Source organism: Streptomyces sp. NPDC048521 (assembly GCF_043199855.1).
Taxonomy (GTDB): Bacteria; Actinomycetota; Actinomycetes; order Streptomycetales; family Streptomycetaceae; genus Streptomyces.
The window spans coordinates 347,843-368,431 of sequence record NZ_JBICWR010000007.1 but is presented as its reverse complement, the minus strand read 5'-3'; the positions used below and the strand labels follow the sequence as shown (position 1 = coordinate 368,431).

At 70.6% G+C, this 20,589-nt stretch carries 16 protein-coding genes; 15 read left to right on the top strand and 1 reads right to left on the bottom strand.

All coding sequences use genetic code 11. The features are described 5' to 3' along the window. Window positions 1–103: 103 nt before the first annotated feature. From ACGFRF_RS19620 to ACGFRF_RS19550, 15 genes are all read left to right on the top strand, one after another. Window positions 104–685, top strand: coding sequence for a septum formation initiator family protein (locus ACGFRF_RS19620; RefSeq protein ID WP_393741545.1), 582 nt, complete (start codon window positions 104–106; stop codon window positions 683–685). Window positions 686–690: 5 nt separating this feature from the next. After that, complete coding sequence (locus ACGFRF_RS19615; RefSeq protein ID WP_393741489.1) at window positions 691–2,655, top strand: peptidoglycan D,D-transpeptidase FtsI family protein; 1,965 nt, start codon at window positions 691–693, stop codon at window positions 2,653–2,655. A gap of 178 nt (window positions 2,656–2,833) precedes the next feature. Next, window positions 2,834–4,354, top strand: a complete 1,521-nt coding sequence (locus tag ACGFRF_RS19610; RefSeq protein ID WP_393741487.1) for a UDP-N-acetylmuramoyl-L-alanyl-D-glutamate--2,6-diaminopimelate ligase — start codon at window positions 2,834–2,836, stop codon at window positions 4,352–4,354. A 4-nt stretch (window positions 4,355–4,358) separates the two neighbouring features. Then, window positions 4,359–5,765, top strand: coding sequence for a UDP-N-acetylmuramoyl-tripeptide--D-alanyl-D-alanine ligase (murF, locus tag ACGFRF_RS19605; RefSeq protein WP_393741485.1), 1,407 nt, complete (start codon window positions 4,359–4,361; stop codon window positions 5,763–5,765). Further along, the gene (gene mraY / locus ACGFRF_RS19600) at window positions 5,765–6,853 is read left to right on the top strand and encodes a phospho-N-acetylmuramoyl-pentapeptide-transferase (RefSeq protein WP_393741543.1); all 1,089 of its coding nucleotides are present in this window, start codon (window positions 5,765–5,767) and stop codon (window positions 6,851–6,853) included. Before murF ends, mraY begins: the two co-directional genes overlap by 1 nt. Then, window positions 6,835–8,268, top strand: a complete 1,434-nt coding sequence (gene murD, locus ACGFRF_RS19595) for a UDP-N-acetylmuramoyl-L-alanine--D-glutamate ligase (protein WP_393741483.1) — start codon at window positions 6,835–6,837, stop codon at window positions 8,266–8,268. Before mraY ends, murD begins: the two co-directional genes overlap by 19 nt. 68 nt (window positions 8,269–8,336) lie before the next feature. Further along, a complete protein-coding gene (gene ftsW / locus ACGFRF_RS19590; protein ID WP_393741481.1) occupies window positions 8,337–9,698 on the top strand; it encodes a putative lipid II flippase FtsW in 1,362 nt (453 codons plus the stop codon). A 6-nt stretch (window positions 9,699–9,704) separates the two neighbouring features. Then, window positions 9,705–10,793, top strand: a complete 1,089-nt coding sequence (gene murG, locus ACGFRF_RS19585; RefSeq protein ID WP_393741480.1) for an undecaprenyldiphospho-muramoylpentapeptide beta-N-acetylglucosaminyltransferase — start codon at window positions 9,705–9,707, stop codon at window positions 10,791–10,793. A 26-nt stretch (window positions 10,794–10,819) separates the two neighbouring features. Further along, complete coding sequence (locus ACGFRF_RS19580; protein ID WP_393741478.1) at window positions 10,820–11,614, top strand: cell division protein FtsQ/DivIB; 795 nt, start codon at window positions 10,820–10,822, stop codon at window positions 11,612–11,614. 280 nt (window positions 11,615–11,894) lie between these two features. Next, window positions 11,895–13,106, top strand: coding sequence for a cell division protein FtsZ (gene ftsZ, locus ACGFRF_RS19575; RefSeq protein WP_393741476.1), 1,212 nt, complete (start codon window positions 11,895–11,897; stop codon window positions 13,104–13,106). Then, window positions 13,103–13,831 carry a peptidoglycan editing factor PgeF gene (pgeF, locus tag ACGFRF_RS19570; protein WP_393741474.1) on the top strand — a complete coding sequence of 243 codons (729 nt, stop codon included), beginning with the start codon at window positions 13,103–13,105 and terminating at the stop codon, window positions 13,829–13,831. The genes ftsZ and pgeF overlap by 4 nt, the downstream gene beginning before the upstream one ends. A gap of 6 nt (window positions 13,832–13,837) precedes the next feature. After that, window positions 13,838–14,557 carry a YggS family pyridoxal phosphate-dependent enzyme gene (locus ACGFRF_RS19565; protein WP_393741472.1) on the top strand — a complete coding sequence of 240 codons (720 nt, stop codon included), beginning with the start codon at window positions 13,838–13,840 and terminating at the stop codon, window positions 14,555–14,557. Window positions 14,558–14,685: 128 nt separating this feature from the next. Continuing rightward, window positions 14,686–15,327: a cell division protein SepF gene (locus ACGFRF_RS19560; protein ID WP_393741470.1), complete on the top strand. Its 642-nt coding sequence runs from the start codon at window positions 14,686–14,688 to the stop codon at window positions 15,325–15,327. 60 nt (window positions 15,328–15,387) lie between these two features. Next, on the top strand, window positions 15,388–15,675 hold the full coding sequence (locus ACGFRF_RS19555; protein WP_393741468.1) for a YggT family protein: 288 nt from the start codon (window positions 15,388–15,390) through the stop codon (window positions 15,673–15,675). 52 nt (window positions 15,676–15,727) lie between these two features. Then, window positions 15,728–16,849: a DivIVA domain-containing protein gene (locus ACGFRF_RS19550; protein WP_393741466.1), complete on the top strand. Its 1,122-nt coding sequence runs from the start codon at window positions 15,728–15,730 to the stop codon at window positions 16,847–16,849. 498 nt (window positions 16,850–17,347) lie between these two features. On the opposite strand, the gene ileS is transcribed toward ACGFRF_RS19550, so the two are convergent. Continuing rightward, window positions 17,348–20,491, bottom strand: a complete 3,144-nt coding sequence (ileS, locus tag ACGFRF_RS19545) for an isoleucine--tRNA ligase (RefSeq protein WP_393741464.1) — start codon at window positions 20,489–20,491, stop codon at window positions 17,348–17,350. Between the last annotated feature and the right edge of the window lie 98 nt (window positions 20,492–20,589).

The window sequence follows — 20,589 nt, the reverse complement described above, 5'->3', positions numbered from 1 at the left end:
CGGTTGTGTCCTCCACCTCACTGGGGGAGTGGTGAGTAGGAAACCCGAAGTGAACAGGAAACCCGAACCGGGGCGGAACCCCGAGCTGAGGGGGAAACCCGAACTGGGGCGGAAACCCGGACCGAGGGGGAAACCCGCGCTGAAGGGGCGGGCGGCCCGGCTCGCCGGGCTCCTCCCGGCCGGCCGCGCCAAGGCGGCCCGCACTCCGTTCGTCCTGCTCGTCGTCCTGCTCCTCGGCGGCGGTCTCATCGGGCTGCTGGTGCTGAACTCCGCGCTCAGCGAAGGCTCGTTCAAACTCGCCGACCTGCAGAAGCAGACGAAGAACCTCACCGACCAGGAACAGGCCCTCCAGCGGGACATCGACGCCTACTCGTCCCCCGACGCCCTCCAGCGCCGTGCCCACGAACTCGGCATGGTCCCCGGCGGCGACCCGGCCTTCCTCGGCCCCGACGGCACCGTCAAGGGCGTACCGGGCCCGGCGAGCCCCGAGCCCGCTTCCCTCACCGCCCCGGAGACCGGCCGGCCGGCCGGTGACCCCTCCGCGGCCCCCTCGGTCTCGGCGCCGCAGCCCCCCGCCGTCACGCCCGCTCCTTCCGCCCCGGCCGGGACGACGACCGCCCCGGCGGAGGCGGTGGCGCCGCTCTCCACCCTCCAGCCCGCCCCCACCCCGACCCCCGGCAGGTGACGGAAGTGTCCGACAGGGAACCGCCGCGCCGCCGCGTGCCCGGCCCCGCGAAGCCTCCCCGTCCGAGGGGCGCCGTCCGGCGGCAGCCCGGCCCCGGTGCCCGCCCGGCCCGCCGGCCGAGCGGCGCCCGGCCCATGCCCCCGCCGCCGCTCAGGCTCGGCAGCCCCCGGCCCCGGCTGCGCCTGGTCGGCCTCGGCCTGACCCTGGTGCTGCTCGCCTTCGTCGTACGTCTGTTCCAGGTCCAGGCCGTCGAGGCGAGTGCCTACGCGGCACGGGCGGAGCAGAACCGCTACGTCGTGCACACCCTGGCCGCCGCGCGCGGCGGGATCACCGACCGCAACGGCGTGGCCCTCGCGATCAGCGAGGACGCGTACGACATCACGGCCGACCCGACGATGTTCACCGCCGAGGAACTGAAGATCGGCGACGGTCCCGAGCGGGCCGCCGCGCTGCTCGCGCCGATCCTGGGCCAGGACCAGGCCGCGCTGGTCAAGAAGCTCCGGCCGGAGAACAGGAACTCTCGCTACGCCCGGCTCGCCAACCGGCAGACCCCGCAGGTCTGGAAGCAGATCAAGGACCTCAAGAGCGCGCTCGCCAAGAAGGCCGAGACGGACCGCTCCACGGTCAATGTCCTGTCCGGCGTCTTCGCCGACCCCAGCAGCCAGCGCGTGTACCCCAACCACGACCTCGCCGCCGGGATACTGGGCTGGGTCAACGCCGACGGCCAGGGCGGCGGCGGCATCGAGCAGCAGCTGAACAAGCAGCTCGCGGGCAAGGACGGCAAGGTCCGCTACGCGCAGGCCGGCGGCCGCCAGGTGCCGACGGCGGGGTCCACGGAGACGCCCGCCGTGCCCGGCGCCGACGTCGAACTCACCATCGACCGCGACATCCAGTGGGCCGCGCAGAACGCGATCACCGAGCAGGTGAAGAAGTCCAAGGCGGACCGCGGTTACGTCATCGTCCAGGACACCCGCACCGGCCAGATCCTGGCCATGGCCAACTCGCCCGGCTTCGACCCGAATGACCTGGCGAAGGCCGACGGCGACGCCATGGGCAACGCGGCCCTCCAGGACGCCTACGAGCCCGGCTCAACGGCGAAGGTGATGTCGATGGCGGCCGTTCTGGAGCAGAACGTGGCCACGCCCGGCACCCATGTCGTCGTACCCAACCGGCTGCACCGCGGCGACCGGCTCTTCCAGGACGACGTCGACCACGCCACCTGGTACCTCACGCTGAACGGCGTGCTCGCCAAGTCCAGCAACATCGGCACCATCCTGGCCACCGGGGAACTCGGCAAGACGCAGCCCGAGGCCAACAAGGTCCTCTACTCGTACCTGCGCAAGTTCGGCATCGGCGGCTACACCGGGCTGGGCTTCCCCGGCGAGACCCGCGGCATCCTCGCGCCGCCGCAGAAGTGGTCCACCTCGCAGCAGTACACGATCCCTTTCGGCCAGGGCTTCTCCATCAACGCCATGCAGGCCGCCTCCGTGTACTCGACCATCGCCAACGGCGGCGTCCGGGTCGAGCCGACTCTGGTCCGCGGCACCAAGGGCGCCGACGGGCGCTTCACCCCGGCCCCGAAGCCCGAGGAGACACGGGTCGTCAGCGAGAAGACCGCCAAGACCCTGGCCCGGATGCTGGAGTCCGTCGGCGACGACGAGCAGGGCACCGGCATCAAGGCCCGCATCCCCGGGTACCGGGTAGCGGGCAAGACGGGCACGGCCAACCGTGTGGATCCGGCCACCGGCAGGTACCGCGGCTACACCTCGTCGTTCGCCGGGTTCGCCCCCGCGGACAACCCCCGGATCACCGTCTACTGCGCCATCCAGAACGCCACCGCAGGCAGCTACTTCGGCGGCCAGATCTGCGGCCCCATCTACAAGCAGGTGATGGAGTTCGCGCTGAAGACCCTCCAGGTCCCACCGACCGGGGCGGGGCCCGCCAACCTGCCCGTGACCTACAAGCCCTGATCAGCACCGCACAGCACCGCGGAACGACCACCAGGACGAACTCGTGACAACGATCACCCCGGAACCCGGGAACCAGGGCGCCCCCAGCCCCTCACTTCGCTCCGGAGTGGGTGCGCCCGGTACGCTCACCGCCGTGCCACACGCTGATCAGTCCCAAACCACCCAGAAGGGCGCTTCCGTGACATATCCGGGACCGCCGCGACCGGTTCAGGTCTCCGCCGCACCCCTCGCGGAACTGGCCGATCAGCTGGGTATCGCCGCTCCGGCCGGCTCCGCCGAGGTCACGGGGATCACCCACGACTCGCGCGCCGTCCGCCCCGGCGACCTGTACGCCGCCCTGCCGGGCGCCCGCCTGCACGGCGCCGACTTCGTCACCCAGGCCGCGGGCCTCGGCGCGGTCGCCGTGCTCACCGACCCGACGGGCGCCGAGCGCGCCGCCGCGACCGGACTGCCCGTCCTGGTCGTGGACGACCCGCGCGCCCGGATGGGTGAGCTGGCGGCCACGATCTACGGCCGGCCGGGCCGCGACCTGCTCCAGATCGGCATCACGGGCACCTCTGGCAAGACCACCACGGCCTACCTGGTCGAGGGCGGCCTGAAGACGGCCAGGAGCACCGGCCTGATCGGCACGGTGGAGATGCGCATCGGCGAGGAGCGCATCAAGTCCGAGCGCACCACCCCCGAGGCCACCGACCTGCAGGCCCTGTTCGCCGTCATGCGCGAACGCGGCGTCGAGGCGGTCGCCATGGAGGTCTCCAGCCACGCCCTGGTCCTCGGCCGGGTCGACGGCTGCGTCTTCGACATCGCCGTTTTCACCAACCTCAGCCCGGAACACATGGAGTTCCACTCCGACATGGAGGACTACTTCCGGGCCAAGGCGCAGCTGTTCACGCCGGAACGCAGCAAACTCGGCGTGATCAACGCCGACGACGCGTACGGCCGCCGGCTCGCGCGGGAGGCGACCGTCCCGGTCGTCACCTTCTCCGCCGAGGGCCACCCCGACGCCGACTGGCGCGCCCAGGACGTCCAGGTCGGCCCCATGGACTCGACGTTCACCGTCCTCGGCCCGAACGGTGAGCGCCTGCACGCCAAGTCGCCGCTGCCGGGCCCCTTCAACGTGGCGAACACCCTCGCCGCCATCGTCGCCCTCGCCGTGGCCGGCCTCGACCCGCAGGCCGCCGCCGACGGCATCGCCGCCGTACCGGGTGTCCCGGGGCGCCTGGAGCGCGTCGACGCCGGGCAGCCGTATCTCGCGGTCGTGGACTACGCCCACAAGACCGACGCCGTCGAGTCGGTGCTCAAGGCGCTGCGCAAGGTCACCAAGGGCCGTCTGCACGTCGTCCTCGGGTGCGGCGGCGACCGCGACCAGACCAAGCGCGCCCCGATGGGCGCCGCCGCGGCCCGGCTCGCCGACACGGCCGTACTGACCTCCGACAACCCCCGCTCCGAGGACCCCCTCGCGATCCTCGCGACCATGCTCCAGGGCGCGGCCTCCGTGCCCGCGCACGAGCGCGGCGAGGTGCTCCTCTTCGAGGACCGGGCCGCCGCGATCGCCGCCGCCGTCGGCCGCGCGCAGCCCGGCGACACCGTGCTGGTCGCGGGCAAGGGCCACGAGCAGGGCCAGGACATCGCCGGCGTGGTCCGTCCCTTCGACGACCGCCAGGTGCTTCGCGAAGCTATCCAGAAGACCCAGGGATGAACTTGTGATCGCCCTCTCCCTCGCCGAGATCGCAGCAGTCGTCGGCGGGCAGACGCACGACATACCGGATCCGTCCGTCCAGGTCACGGGACCGGTCGTCCGGGACTCCCGCGAGGTGGTGCCCGGCAGCCTGTTCGCCGCCTTCGTCGGCGAGCGCGTGGACGGCCACGACTACGCACCGCAGGTCGTCGAGTCGGGCGCGGTCGCCGTACTGGCGTCCCGGCCGGTCGGCGTCCCCGCGATCGTGGTCGAGGACGTCCAGACGGCCCTCGGCGCCCTCGCCCGGCACGTGGTACGCCGGCTCGGCGCCACCCTCGTCGCCCTGACCGGCTCGGCCGGCAAGACCAGCACCAAGGACCTCATCGCCCAGGTGCTCCAGCGCAAGGCGCCGACCGTCTTCACGCCCGGCTCGCTCAACAACGAGATCGGGCTGCCGCTGACCGCCCTGACCGCCACCGAGGAGACACGGTTCCTCGTGCTGGAGATGGGCGCCCGCGGCATCGGGCACATCCGCTACCTCACCGGCCTCACCCCGCCGAGGATCGGCCTGGTGCTCAACGTCGGCTCCGCCCACATCGGCGAGTTCGGCGGCCGGCAGCAGATCGCGCAGGCCAAGGGCGAACTCGTCGAGGCCCTGCCGGAGGACGGCGCGGCGATCCTCAACGCCGACGACCCGCTGGTGCGGGCCATGGCCTCCCGTACCAAGGCGAAGGTGGTCCTTTTCGGAGAGTCGGCCGAAGCGGACGTACGCGCCGAGAACGTACGACTCACGGACAGCGGACAGCCCGCCTTCAGGCTTCACACACCCTCCGGTGCAAGCGATGTGACCATGCGCCTGTACGGTGAGCATCACGTGTCGAACGCGCTCGCCGCGGCCGCCGTCGCCCATGAGCTGGGCATGTCCGCGCAAGAGATCGCCACCGCGCTCTCCGAGGCGGGCTCCCTCTCCCGCTGGCGCATGGAGGTCACCGAGCGCCCGGACGGCGTGACCATCGTCAACGACGCCTACAACGCCAACCCCGAGTCCATGCGGGCCGCCCTCAGGGCGCTCGCGGCCATGGCCAAGGGGCGCCGCACGTGGGCGGTGCTCGGCAAGATGGCCGAGCTGGGGGACGAGGCGCTCGCCGAGCACGACGCCGTCGGACGGCTCGCCGTCCGGCTCAACGTCAGCAAGCTCGTCGCCGTCGGGGGGATTGAGGCCTCCTGGCTGCAATTGGGCGCATATAACGAGGGTTCGTGGGGTGAGGAGTCGGTGCACGTGTCCGACGCACAGGCGGCGATCGACCTGTTGCGCAGCGAGTTGCGCCCGGGGGACGTGGTACTCGTGAAGGCGTCCCGTTCGGTGGGGCTCGAGAGCGTCGCCCAGGCGCTCGTCGAGGCCGGTACCGGGCGTGGAGTTGATGCCCGATGATGAAGCAGATCCTGTTCTCGGGCGTCATCGGCCTCTTCCTGACGCTGATCGGCACCCCCTTGCTGATCAAGCTTCTCGCCCGCAAGGGCTACGGCCAGTACATCCGCGACGACGGTCCGCGCGAGCACGCCAGCAAGCGCGGTACGCCGACCATGGGCGGTATCGCGTTCATCCTGGCGACCGTCGCCGCCTACTTCCTGTCCAAGGTCCTCACCAGCTGGACCACCGACAAGACGGCCAGCCCGACCCTCTCCGGCGTCCTGGTTCTGGGCCTGATGGTCGGTATGGGCCTGGTCGGCTTCCTGGACGACTACATCAAGATCGTCAAGCGGCGCTCGCTGGGTCTGCGGGCCAAGGCCAAGATGGCCGGCCAGCTGATCGTCGGCATCGCCTTCGCCGTGCTGTCGCTGCAGTTCTCCGACGCCCGCGGTAACACCCCGGCGTCCACCAAGCTGTCGTTCATCACCGACTTCGGCTGGTCGATCGGCCCGGTGCTGTTCGTGGTCTGGGCGCTCTTCATGATCCTCGCCATGTCGAACGGCGTGAACCTCACGGACGGTCTGGACGGTCTCGCCACCGGCGCGTCGGTCCTCGTCTTCGGCGCCTACACGTTCATCGGTGTCTGGCAGTGGCAGGAGTCCTGCGCCAACGCCCAGACGCTTACCAACCCGGGCGCCTGCTACGAGGTGCGCGACCCGCTCGACCTCGCCGTGGTCGCCTCCGCGCTGATGGGCTCCTGCCTCGGCTTCCTGTGGTGGAACACCTCGCCGGCGAAGATCTTCATGGGCGACACCGGCTCGCTCGCCCTAGGCGGCGTCCTCACCGGCCTGGCCATCCTCTCCCGCACGGAGCTGCTGGTGGCCATCATGGGCGGCCTGTTCGTCCTCATCACCATGTCGGTCGTCATCCAGGTCGGCTCGTTCCGGCTCACCGGCAAGCGCGTCTTCCGGATGGCGCCACTGCAGCACCACTTCGAACTCAAGGGCTGGTCCGAGGTCCTGGTGGTGGTCCGCTTCTGGATCATCCAGGGCATCTGTGTGATCGTCGGACTGGGCCTCTTCTACGCGGGATGGGCAGCGGACAAGTGACCTCCTCGGTGCCAGCGGAATTCCAGGGCAAGCACGTCACCGTCGCCGGGCTCGGCGTCTCCGGCGTCCCGGCGGCCAAGGTGCTGCACGCGCGCGGCGCGACCGTCACGGTCGTCAACGACGGCGACGACGCACGCGCGCGTGAGCAGGCCGCGGAGCTCGAGGCGCTCGGCATCACCGTGCGCCTCGGCGACGGGGCCACCCTGCCCGAGGGCACCGAGCTGATCGTCACCGCGCCCGGCTGGAAGCCCGACAAGCCGCTGTTCCTGGCGGCCCAGAAGGCGGGCGTGCCGGTCTGGGGCGACGTGGAGCTGGCCTGGCGGCTCAGGGGGCCCGACGCGGCTCCCTGGCTGGCCGTGACGGGCACCAACGGCAAGACCACGACCGTCCAGATGCTCGCCTCCATCCTGAAGGCGGCGGGCCTGCGCACGGCCGCCGTCGGCAACATCGGCGTCTCCCTGCTGGACGCGGTCCTCGGCGAGGAGGAGTACGACGTCCTCGCCGTGGAGCTGTCCAGCTACCAGCTCCACTGGGCGCCCTCCCTGCGCGCCCACTCCGCGGCCGTGCTGAACCTCGCCCCGGACCACCTCGACTGGCACGGCTCCATGGAGGCCTACGCCGCCGACAAGGGCCGTATCTACGAAGGCAATCGGGTCGCCTGCGTCTACAACGTTGCCGACAAGCTCACCGAGCAGCTGGTGCGCGAGGCCGATGTCGAGGAGGGCTGCCGCGCCGTCGGGTTCACCCTCGGTACGCCGGCGCCCTCCCAACTCGGCGTCGTGGAGGGCATCCTGGTCGACCGCGCCTTCGTGGCGGACCGGCACAAGAACGCGCAGGAGCTGGCCGAGGTCGGCGACGTGAACCCGCCGGCCCCGCACAACATCGCCAACGCCCTTGCCGCGGCGGCCCTCGCGCGCGCCTTCGGGGTGCCCGCCACCGCCGTACGCGACGGCCTGCGGGCCTTCCGTCCCGACGCGCACCGCATCGCGCACGTCGCCGACATCGACGGCGTCGCGTACGTCGACGACTCCAAGGCGACCAACACCCACGCCGCGGAAGCCTCGTTGGCGTCATATGAACCGATCGTATGGATTGCGGGCGGTCTGGCGAAGGGCGCGACCTTCGACGAGCTGGTCGCCAGGTCGGCAAAGCGACTTCGCGGCGCCGTCCTGATCGGTGCCGACCGGGCGCTGATCCGCGACGCCCTCGCGCGACACGCACCGGAAGTACCCGTGGTCGACCTCGACCGGACCGACACTGGGGCGATGCTCCAGGCGGTGACGGAAGCGAGGCGGCTGGCTCAGCCCGGCGACACGGTGCTGCTGGCCCCGGCCTGCGCCTCCATGGACATGTTCACCAACTACAACCAGCGCGGCGACGCGTTCGCGGCGGCGGTCCGCGAACTCGGAGCCTGACCCCGGCCGCCAGCCGGGCGGATCTTGGGAGGGACGCGTGGGACGGTCGACGTATCGTGGAGGCGCCGATGTCCGGTAGCCGTACCGGCCGCCCGCCCGTGCAGCGGGCGTCCCGTCGTCCCGCGCTTACCCGTCCAGCGCGCGAGAACCCCGTCCAACGGTTCTGCACGCGCGCGCGGAAGGCCTGGGACCGGCCGCTGACCGCCTACTACCTGATCGTCGGCGGCAGCGTGCTGATCACCGTGCTGGGCCTGGTGATGGTCTACTCGGCCTCCCAGATCACCGCGCTGCAGCTCTCGCTGCCCGGGTCGTACTTCTTCCGCAAGCAGTTCCTCGCCGCGGTCATCGGCGGCGCACTGCTGTTCGTCGCCTCCCGCATGCCGGTGAAGCTGCACCGGGCGCTGGCCTATCCGATCCTCGCCGGCGCCGTCTTCCTGATGGCCCTGGTGCAGGTGCCCGGGATAGGGGTGGCGGTCAACGGCAACCAGAACTGGATCTCCCTCGGCGGCTCCTTCCAGATCCAGCCCAGTGAGTTCGGCAAGCTCGCCCTGGTGCTGTGGGGCGCGGACCTGATCGCCCGCAAGCAGGAGAAGAAGCTGCTGACCCAGTGGAAGCACATGCTGGTGCCGCTGGTGCCGGTCGCCTTTCTGCTGCTCGGGCTGATCATGCTGGGCGGTGACATGGGCACCGCGATCATTCTCACAGCGATCCTGTTCGGCCTGCTGTGGCTCGCGGGGGCGCCGACCCGGCTGTTCGCGGGTGTGCTGTCGATCGCCGGTCTGATCGGTGTGGTCCTCATCAAGACCAGCCCCAACCGGATGGCCCGGCTCGCCTGCATCGGCGCCACCGAGCCCAAGTCGGGCGTCGCCGACTGCTGGCAGGCCGTGCACGGCATCTACGCTCTGGCCTCCGGCGGACTCTTCGGCTCCGGCCTCGGCGCGAGTGTGGAAAAATGGGGCCAACTCCCGGAAGCCCACACCGACTTCATCTTCGCCGTCACCGGTGAGGAACTGGGCCTGGCGGGGACGCTGTCGGTGCTCGCCCTGTTCGCGGCTCTAGGCTATGCGGGTATCCGCGTGGCCGGACGCACGGAGGACCCCTTCGTGAGGTACGCCGCGGGAGGTGTGACCACCTGGATCACCGCCCAGGCGGTGATCAACATCGGTGCGGTGCTCGGCCTGCTGCCGATCGCCGGCGTCCCCCTCCCGCTGTTCTCCTACGGAGGGTCCGCCCTGCTGCCGACCATGTTCGCCATCGGGCTGCTGATCGCCTTCGCACGCGACGAGCCCGCTGCGCGGGCGGCGCTTGCGATGCGGCAACCTCGCTTTGGTAGAAAGCGGGCGGGAGGCTCCGGTGCCGAGCGGGGGCCTCGGAGATGGAACACGATGCGACGGCGTGCCTCGGCGGCGCGCTCGTCCGGAGAGCGGTGAATTTCGGTGCATGTCGTACTCGCCGGTGGGGGGACCGCCGGCCACATCGAGCCCGCGCTCGCCCTCGCGGACGCCCTGCGCAGGCAGGACCCGACCGTGGGGATCACGGCCCTGGGCACGGAGCGCGGCCTGGAGACCCGGCTCGTCCCTGAGCGCGGCTACGAGCTGGCGCTCATCCCGGCGGTGCCGCTGCCGCGCAAGCCCACCCCCGAGCTGATCACCGTCCCGGGCCGGCTGCGCGGCACCATCAAGGCCGCCGAGCAGATCCTGGAGCGCACCAAGGCGGACGTCGTCGTCGGCTTCGGCGGTTACGTCGCCCTGCCCGGCTATCTGGCCGCCAAGCGCCTCGGTGTGCCCATCGTGATCCATGAGGCCAACGCCCGCCCCGGCCTGGCCAACAAGATCGGCTCGCGGTACGCGGCCCGGGTCGCCGTCTCCACCCCGGACAGCAAGCTGCGCGACGCCCGCTACATCGGCATCCCGCTGCGCCGCTCCATCGCCACCCTGGACCGGGCGGCGGTGCGCCCCGAGGCCCGTGCCGCCTTCGGGCTCGACCCCAATCTGCCCACGCTGCTGGTCACCGGCGGCTCCCAGGGCGCCCGCCGCCTCAACGAGGTGATCCAGCAGGTCGCTCCGTGGCTCCAGCAGGCCGGGATCCAGATCCTGCACGCGGTCGGCCCGAAGAACGAACTGCCGCAAGTGCACCAGATGCCGGGGATGCCCCCCTACATCCCGGTAAGTTACCTGGACCGGATGGACCTCGCGTACGCCGCGGCCGACATGATGCTTTGCCGCGCGGGCGCGATGACCGTTGCCGAACTCTCCGCCGTCGGGCTCCCGGCCGCCTATGTCCCGCTGCCCATCGGCAACGGCGAGCAGCGGCTGAACGCCCAGCCGGTGGTCAAGGCCGGCGGCGGACTCCTCGTCGACGACGCGGAACTGACGCCCGAGTGGGTGCAGCAGAACGTCCTGCCCGTGCTCGCCGACCCGCACCGGCTGTACGAGATGTCCCGCGCGGCAAGCGAGTTCGGGCGCCGGGACGCCGACGAGCTGCTCGTCGGCATGGTGTACGAGGCGATCGCCTCGCGCCGATAGGACCGTATGACGAAAGGGCAGTGAGCGTGGCCGGACCGACGACCGCCGAGCGCGGTGAACGCCAGCAGGAGTCGTCCGGCCCGCCGCTCGTCCGCGGGCTCAAGAGACCGGGCGTTCGTAGGATCGTCATCCTGGCCGTGGTCGTCGTGCTCCTCGGCGCCGGTGGCACGTGGGTGCTGTACGGCTCGAAGTGGCTCCGCCTCGAGCGCGTCTCGGTGTCGGGCACGCGCGTCCTCACCCCCGCACAGGTGCGCGAGGCGGCGGCCGCGCCCGTCGGGGCGCCGATGATTTCCGTCGACACGGCTGCCATCGAAGCCCGACTTCGCCGGAAATTGCCCCGGATCGACACCGTTGAGGTGGTCCGTTCCTGGCCCCATGGAATCGGCCTGAAAGTGATCGAGCGCACTCCGGTTCTGCTTGTCCGAAAGGGCGGGAACTTCGTCGAAGTCGATGACGAAGGTGTCCGTTTCGCTACGGTTTCGCAGGCGCCGAAAGGCGTCCCGATGCTGGAATTGGCCATCTCCCGCACGGGTTCGGGCGCGGCCGGTTTCCGGCGCTTCGGCACCGACCGGCTGGTGCGCGAGGCCGTCCAGGTCGCCGGCGCCCTGCCGGCCGAGGTGGCGCGGAACACCCGGAACGTCCAAGTCCGCTCGTACGACGACATCTCGCTGCAGTTGGGCGGGGGCCGCACGGTCGCGTGGGGAAGCGGCGAGAACGGCCGTGCCAAGGCACGGACCCTCACGGCACTCATGAAAGCAGCTCCCGGCGCGCGGTACTTCGACGTCAGCGTGCCCACCGCCCCTGCGTCATCGGGGAGTTGACGCACATCAGCGCAGGCCAGCACCCTGGTTGGGCGGCGCTATGGCTGATCACATAGGGTGAAAAGAAAAACGGGAGGTTCGGCGTGTTCGTTGAACGGGCGCCACTTGTCGACTTAGTGTCCTGTTCAGAAGACTCCAGGGAACAGACACACTGGTAACCCTAAACTTCAGGGTTAGGGTTCGGGTCGGCGCTACGGACCGTCCCATTCGGCATCTGTCGTCCCGGCGCGGGGCACCCGCACGGCGACGACAACGTAATTCGAGGCGAGAGGCCTTCGACGTGGCAGCACCGCAGAACTACCTCGCAGTCATCAAGGTCATCGGTGTCGGCGGCGGTGGTGTCAATGCCATCAACCGGATGATCGAGGTCGGTCTCAAGGGCGTCGAGTTCATCGCCATCAACACCGACGCACAGGCGCTGTTGATGAGCGACGCCGACGTCAAGCTCGACGTCGGCCGTGAACTGACCCGCGGACTCGGCGCCGGAGCCAACCCGGCCGTCGGCCGCAAGGCCGCCGAGGACCACCGCGAGGAGATCGAGGAGGTCCTCAAGGGGGCCGACATGGTCTTCGTGACGGCCGGTGAAGGCGGCGGCACCGGCACCGGCGGCGCGCCCGTCGTGGCCAACATCGCGCGCTCTCTGGGCGCCCTCACCATCGGCGTGGTCACGCGCCCGTTCACCTTCGAGGGACGGCGCCGCGCCAACCAGGCCGAGGACGGCATCGCCGAACTGCGCGAAGAGGTCGACACCCTCATCGTCATCCCCAACGACCGGCTGCTGTCCATCTCGGACCGCCAGGTCTCGGTCCTGGACGCCTTCAAGTCCGCCGACCAGGTCCTGCTCTCCGGTGTCCAGGGCATCACCGACCTCATCACCACCCCCGGCCTGATCAACCTCGACTTCGCCGACGTCAAGTCGGTCATGTCCGAGGCCGGTTCGGCCCTGATGGGCATCGGCTCGGCCCGCGGCGACGACCGCGCGGTGGCCGCGGCCGAGATGGCGATCTCCTCCCCGCTGCTGGAGGCGTCCATCGACGGGGCGCGCGGCGTCCTCCTGTCCATCTCCGGCGGCTCCGACCTCGGCCTGTTCGAGATCAACGAGGCCGCTCAGCTGGTCAGCGAGGCCGCCCACCCCGAGGCCAACATCATCTTCGGTGCCGTCATCGACGACGCCCTCGGCGACGAGGTCCGGGTCACCGTCATCGCGGCCGGCTTCGACGGCGGCCAGCCCCCGGCCCGCCGGGACAACGTCCTCGGCTCCACCTCCACTTCGGCCCCGAGCCGTCGTGAGGAGCCTGTCGCCCCGGCGCGGCCGGCCGAGCCCAGCCGCCCGTCCTTCGGCTCGCTCGGCAGCGTGAAGCCGAAGGAGGAGCCGGAGCCGGCGCCCGAGCCGGTGGCCGAGATCCCGGTCACCCCGCCGGCCACGCCTGCCCCCCGCACCTACTCGGACAGCGCGGCGGAGGAACTGGACGTCCCGGACTTCCTCAAGTGATAGGACAGCGCGAGAGCGTGAGCGGCGCGCACTTCGCCTTCACCGACCGGTGGGGCGGGGTGAGCGCCGCTCCGTATGAGGAGCTGAACCTCGGCGGAGCGGTCGGCGACGCGCCCGAGGCGGTACGGGGCAACCGGGAGCTGGCGGCGAAGTCGCTGGGCCTGGACGCCGGCCGGGTCGTCTGGATGAACCAGGTGCACGGCGCCGACGTGGCCGTGGTGGACGAGCCGTGGGGCGAACGGCCCGTACCGGAGGTCGACGCGATCGTCACCGCCCGCCGCGGACTCGCCCTCGCCGTCCTCACCGCCGACTGCGTGCCGGTCCTGCTGGCCGACCCCGTCGCCGGGGTCGCCGCGGCGGCCCACGCGGGCCGGCCCGGCATGGTCAAGGGGATCGTCCCCAACGCCGTACGGGCCATGGTCGAACTCGGCGCAGAACCGGAGCGGATCGTCGCCCGCACCGGACCGGCCGTGTGCGGCCGGTGCTACGAGGTGCCGGAGCAGATGCGCGCCGAGGTGGCCGCCGTCGAGCCCGCGGCGCACGCCGAGACGAGCTGGGGCACGCCCGCGGTCGACGTGAGCGCCGGCGTGCACGCGCAGCTCGAACGGCTCGGGGTGTGCGACCGGGCGCAGTCGCCGGTGTGCACGCTGGAGTCGAAGGACCACTTCTCGTACCGCCGCGACCGCGCCACCGGCCGGCTCGCGGGCTATGTCTGGCTGGACTGATAGGGCATGACGGACCGTAGAACCGAACTCGCCGCGAATCTGGCGAAGGTGGAGGAGCGCATCACCGCCGCGTGCGTGGCGGCGGGGCGGAGGCGGGAGGAGGTGACCCTGATCGTGGTCACCAAGACCTACCCGGCGAGCGATGTGCGGATCCTGTCGGAACTCGGTGTGCGCCATGTCGCCGAGAACCGCGACCAGGACGCGGCACCGAAGGCGGCCGCCTGTGCGGATCTGCCCCTTGAATGGCACTTTGTCGGCCAATTGCAGACCAATAAGGTGCGTTCCGTGGTCGGTTACGCCGATGTCGTGCAGTCCGTCGACCGGTCCCGGCTCGTCACGGCTCTGTCGAAGGAGGCCGTGCGGGCCGGGCGTGAGGTGGGCTGTCTCGTCCAGGTCGCGCTCGACGCGGGCGTCGGCGGCAGGGGCGAGCGCGGTGGCGTCGCCCCCGACGGAATCGAAGAGTTGGCCGCCCTCGTCGCCGAGGCGCCCGGGCTGCGGCTCGACGGCCTGATGACCGTCGCTCCGCTCACGGGGGAGTACGCGGGGCGCGAACAGGCTGCGTTCGAGCGGCTCATGGATTTGTCGACTGACCTGCGCCGAGCCCATCCGGCTGCAACCATGGTGTCGGCAGGGATGAGTGCGGACCTCGAACAGGCCGTGGCCGCCGGAGCGACACATGTGCGCGTCGGCACCGCGGTACTCGGAGTCCGCCCCAGGCTCGGGTAACGTCGCCAGGAAGTCGGACCACAGCAGAAAATATGGTCAGTGCCCATGAAGGCGGGCACAACGACCACGTGGATCGCGGGCACTTGGCAGTCGTCAGTCGATCCACCACAGAGCGGAGGACTCAGAGCATGGCCGGCGCGATGCGCAAGATGGCGGTCTACCTCGGCCTCGTGGAGGACGATGGGTACGACGGCCGCGGATTCGACCCCGACGACGACTTCGAGCCCGAACTGGACCCGGAGCCCGAGCGGGACCACCGACGGCACGAGTCGTCACACCAGCCGCACGGCGCACATCAGTCCCAAAGGGACGAAGAGGTGCGAATCGTGCAACCGCCCGCGCCGCGCGAACCGGTGGCCCGTTCGACTTCGCTCGCCGCGGAATCGGGGCGCCCGGCGCGGATCGCGCCCGTGGCATCCATCACACAAGAACGTCAGCCCCTGGAGAAGAACGCACCGGTGATCATGCCCAAGGTCGTGTCGGAACGAGAGCCGTACCGGATCACCACGCTTCACCCGCGGACCTACAACGAGGCCCGTACCATCGGGGAACACTTCCGTGAGGGCACCCCGGTGATCATGAATCTGACTGAGATGGATGACACAGACGCGAAGCGACTTGTCGACTTTGCGGCCGGTTTGGTGTTTGGTCTTCACGGCAGCATCGAGCGGGTGACGCAGAAGGTGTTCCTGTTGTCTCCTGCTAACGTCGATGTCACGGCGGAGGACAAGGCCCGCATCGCAGAGGGCGGGTTCTTCAACCAGAGCTGAGACGCAGGACCGGATCGAAGTACGGAAGAGCACGGAACAGGGGAGAGGGAAGCGCAAGCGATGAGCGTGTTCGCACTGGTGGTTCACTATGCGCTACTCGTGTTCCTCGTCGTGCTCATCTTCCGGCTGGTCATGGACTACGTCTTCCAGTTCGCCCGCTCGTGGCAACCCGGCAAGGCGATGGTGGTCGTACTGGAGGCCACCTACACTGTCACCGATCCACCGCTGAAGCTTCTGCGGCGGTTCATTCCGCCGCTGCGTCTCGGGGGCGTGGCGCTCGACCTGTCCTTCTTCGTACTGATGATCATCGTCTACATCCTCATCTCGCTCACGAGCCTCGCGAGATGAATGTGGACGATACGGTCTTGCCGACTGCCGATGACTACGTTGAGGTGAAGAGATGCCGTTGACCCCCGAGGACGTGCGGAACAAGCAGTTCACGACCGTCCGCCTCCGAGAAGGCTATGACGAGGACGAGGTCGATGCCTTCCTCGACGAGGTCGAAGCCGAACTGACCCGTCTGCTCCGCGAGAACGAGGATCTGCGCGCCAAGCTGGCCGCGGCCACGCGCGCGGCCGCGCAGAACCAGCAGAACATGCGCAAGCCCCCGGAGCAGGACCAGCAGCATCCTCAGCAGCAGGGCATGCGAGGTCCCGGCCAGCCGGTGCCCGCCGGCATATCGGGCCCGCCGCAGCAGCAGATGGGCGGCCCCATGGGTGGCCCGCCCCAGCTGCCGAGCGGTGCCCCGCAGCTGCCCGCCGGTCCCGGCGGCCAGGGCGGCCCGCAGGGTCCCGGTCCGATGGGCCAGGGTCCGATGGGTCAGGGCCCCATGGGCGGTCAGCCGCCCATGCAGCAGCAGATGGGTGGCCCGATGGGCGGCCCCATGGGCGGTCCGATGGGCGGCCACGGTCAGGGCCCCGGTGGCGACAGCGCCGCCCGTGTCCTCTCGCTGGCTCAGCAGACCGCCGACCAGGCGATCGCCGAGGCCCGCTCCGAGGCCAACAAGATCGTCGGCGAGGCCCGCAGCCGCGCCGAGGGTCTGGAGCGTGACGCCCGGGCCAAGGCCGACGCCCTGGAGCGGGACGCGCAGGAGAAGCACCGCGTCGCGATGGGCTCGCTGGAGTCCGCCCGCGCCACGCTGGAGCGCAAGGTCGAGGACCTGCGCGGCTTCGAGCGCGAGTACCGCACGCGTCTGAAGTCGTACCTCGAGTCCCAGCTGCGTCAGCTGGAGACGCAGGCCGACGACTCGCTGGCCCCGCCGCGCACCCCGGCCACCGCGTCCCTGCCGCCGTCCCCGGCGCCCTCCATGGCTCCGGCCGGCGCCAGCGCCCCGTCCTACGGCGGCAACCAGACGATGGGCGGCTCACCCGCTCCGTCCGGCCCGTCCTACGGCGGCGGCCAGCAGCAGATGACCCCGGCCATGACCCAGCCCATGGCCCCGGTCCGTCCGCAGGGTCCGTCCCCGATGGGCCAGGCTCCCTCGCCGATGCGCGGGTTCCTGATCGACGAGGACGACAACTGAGCACCGGGCACGGTGAGTAGTACGCCTTAGGCGTCGGCAGCGTTCAGGGCGCGGCCCCGGGTTTCGATCCGGGGCCGCGCCCTTTTTACGCGGGTTGCACGGGTCGGCGCCGACCGCGCAGACCCCCCGAGGGGCGCGGGCCGCGCACCTAGTGCCTCAACGCGCACCGATGCATCACGGCCGGGGCACCGAGCCGGTCCGCTACGCCTTGGCCGAGATGGCCCAGACGCTGCCGGATCACCTGAAGCGGTCGCTGACCTGGGCCAGGCAGCGAGATCGGCCGCACCGGGAGTGCACCGTCGCCACGACATCCCGGTCTACTTCTGCGACCCGGCCGGCCCTTGGCGACGTGGTTCGTCGCCCACGCGGAACGCCCGGCCGGGAGACCCCGGCCGAGCGCCTGCATGGACTGCTCGCGGCCTGATCGACACGACCACGTGTCGCGGCGACCACCAAAGAGCGCTGTGCGAAGACCGCGCCCCTTGATCGAGGCCGGCTTTATGCCTTGCGCAGCCGGAACGACAAGGAGAGTCCCTCGTCGGTGAAGGCGGAACCGTAGGTGTCATCGGCCTCACCCTGGCCGAAGTCGGTCGCCAGGACCTCGTCGGCGATCAGCTCGGCGTGCTCGGTCAGGGCCGCGATCACCGCCGGGTCCGTGGAGGTCCAGCGCAGGGCGATCCGGTCGGCCACGTCCAGGCCGCTGTTCTTGCGCGCCTCCTGGATGAGGCGGATCGCGTCACGGGCCAGGCCCGCCTGCCGCAGCTCCTCGGTGATCTCCAGGTCCAGCGCGACCGTGGCGCCGGAGTCGGAGGCCACCGACCAGCCCTCACGCGGGGTCTCGGTGATGATCACCTCGTCGGGAGCGAGGCTGACCGTCTCCCCGTCGACCTCCACGGACGCCGTGCCCTCGCGCAGCGCCAGCGACAGCGCGGCGGCGTCGGCCGCGGCGATCGCCTTCGCCACGTCCTGCACCCGCTTGCCGAACCGCTTGCCGAGCGCGCGGAAGTTGGCCTTGGCGGTCGTGTCGACCAGGGAGCCGCCGACCTCGGACAGTGACGCCAGCGAGGAGACGTTCAGTTCCTCGGTGATCTGGACGTGCAGCTCGCGGTCCAGGGCCTCGAAGCCGGTGGCCGCGATCAGCGCACGGGACAGCGGCTGCCGCGTCTTGACGCCCGATTCCGCGCGCGTGGCACGGCCCAGTTCCACCAGCCGGCGGACCAGGACCATCTGCTTCGACAGCTCCGGGTCGATGGAACCGAGGTCCGCCTCCGGCCAGGGGGCCAGGTGGACGGACTCCGGCGCCCCCGGGCTGACCGGAACGACCAGGTCCTGCCACACCCGCTCGGTGATGAACGGGGTGATCGGCGCCATCAGCTTGGTGACCGTCTCCAGCACCTCGTGCAGGGTGCGCAGCGCGGCCTTGTCGCCCTGCCAGAAGCGGCGGCGCGAGCGGCGGACGTACCAGTTCGACAGGTCGTCCACGAACGCGGACAGCAGCTTGCCGGCGCGCTGGGTGTCGTACGCCTCCAGCGCCTGGGTCACCTGGTCGGTGAGCGCGTGCAGCTCCGACAGCAGCCAGCGGTCCAGCAGCGGACGCTCGGCCGGGGCCGGGTCCGCCTCGCCGGGCGCCCAGTTCGACGTACGGGCGTACAGCGCCTGGAAGGCGACCGTGTTCCAGTACGTCAGCAGCGTCTTGCGGACGACCTCCTGGATCGTGCCGTGGCCGACCCGGCGGGCCGCCCACGGGGAACCGCCGGCCGCCATGAACCAGCGCACCGCGTCCGCGCCGTGCTGGTCCATGAGCGGGATCGGCTGCAGGATGTTGCCCAGGTGCTTGGACATCTTGCGGCCGTCCTCGGCCAGGATGTGGCCCAGGCAGACGACGTTCTCGTACGACGACTTGTCGAAGACGAGTGTGCCGACGGCCATCAGCGTGTAGAACCAGCCGCGGGTCTGGTCGATCGCCTCGGAGATGAACTGCGCCGGGTACCGGCTCTCGAAGAGCTCCTTGTTCTTGTACGGGTAGCCCCACTGCGCGAACGGCATCGAACCCGAGTCGTACCAGGCGTCGATGACCTCCGGCACGCGCGTGGCCGTCTTCCCGCAGCCGTCGTGACGGCAGGCGAAGGTGATCTCGTCGATGTACGGGCGGTGCGGGTCGAGGCCGGACTGGTCGGTGCCGGTCAGTTCGGTCAGCTCCGCGCGGGAGCCGACACAGGTGAGGTGGTCGTCCTCGCAGCGCCAGATGGGCAGCGGGGTGCCCCAGTAGCGGTTGCGGGACAGCGCCCAGTCGATGTTGTTGTTCAGCCAGTCGCCGTAGCGGCCGTGCTTGACCGTCTCCGGGAACCAGTTCGTCTTCTCGTTCTCCTGGATCAGGCGGTCCTTGATCGCCGTCGTACGGATGTACCAGGAGGGCTGCGCGTAGTACAGGAGCGCGGTGTGGCAGCGCCAGCAGTGCGGGTAGCTGTGCTCGTACGGCAGGTGCTTGAAGAGCAGGCCGCGGTTGCCGAGGTCCTCGGTGAGCTTCTCGTCGGCCTTCTTGAAGAAGATGCCGCCGACCAGCGGGACGTCCTCCTCGAAGGTGCCGTCCGGGCGGACCGGGTTGACCACGGGCAGGCCGTAGGCGCGGCAGACCTTGAGGTCGTCCTCACCGAAGGCGGGGGACTGGTGGACCAGACCCGTGCCGTCCTCGGTGGTCACGTACTCCGCGTTCACCACGTAGTGGGCCGGCTCCGGGAACTCCACCAGCTCGAACGGGCGCTGGTAGGTCCAGCGCTCCAGCTCGGCGCCGGTGAAGGTCTGGCCGGTGGGCTCCCAGCCCTCGCCGAGCGCCTTGGCGACGAGCGGCTCGGCGACGACGAGCTTCTCCTGGCCGTCGGTCGCGACGACGTAGGTGACCTCCGGGTGCGCGGCGACCGCCGTGTTGGACACCAGGGTCCAGGGGGTCGTCGTCCACACCAGGAGCGCGGCCTCGCCGGCGAGCGGACCGGAGGTGAGCGGGAAACGGACGTACACGGACGGGTCCACGACCGTCTCGTAGCCCTGCGCCAGCTCGTGGTCGGACAGGCCGGTGCCGCAGCGCGGGCACCAGGGGGCGACCCGGTAGTCCTGGACGAGGAGCCCCTTGGTGAAGATCTGCTTCAGCGACCACCACACGGACTCCACGTACTCGGGGTCCATGGTCCGGTAGGCGTCGTCCAGGTCGACCCAGTAGCCCATGCGGGTCGTCAGCTCGGCGAAGGCGTCCGTGTGCCGGGTGACCGACTCGCGGCACTTGGCGTTGAACTCGGCGATGCCGTACGCCTCGATGTCCTGCTTGCCGGAGAAGCCCAGCTCCTTCTCGACGGCCAGCTCGACGGGCAGGCCGTGGCAGTCCCAGCCGGCCTTGCGGGCCACGTGGTAGCCGCGCATGGTGCGGAAGCGGGGGAAGACGTCCTTGAACACCCGCGCCTCGATGTGGTGGGCGCCGGGCATGCCGTTGGCGGTGGGCGGGCCCTCGTAGAACACCCACTCCGGGCGGCCCTCGGACTGCTCCAGGCTCTTGGCGAAGATCTTCTGGTCGCGCCAGAAGTCGAGCACGGCGTGCTCAAGAGCGGGCAGGTCGACCTGTGCGGGCACCTGGCGGTACGTCGGCGCTGTCATCTGCGAGCATCCTCCAACGGACTTGCTGCCTTCCGTCGGAGGGACGAGAGCCTTCGTTCCTGTCTACGCCGTGTGCGGCGCGCTCCCGCGGTACCACC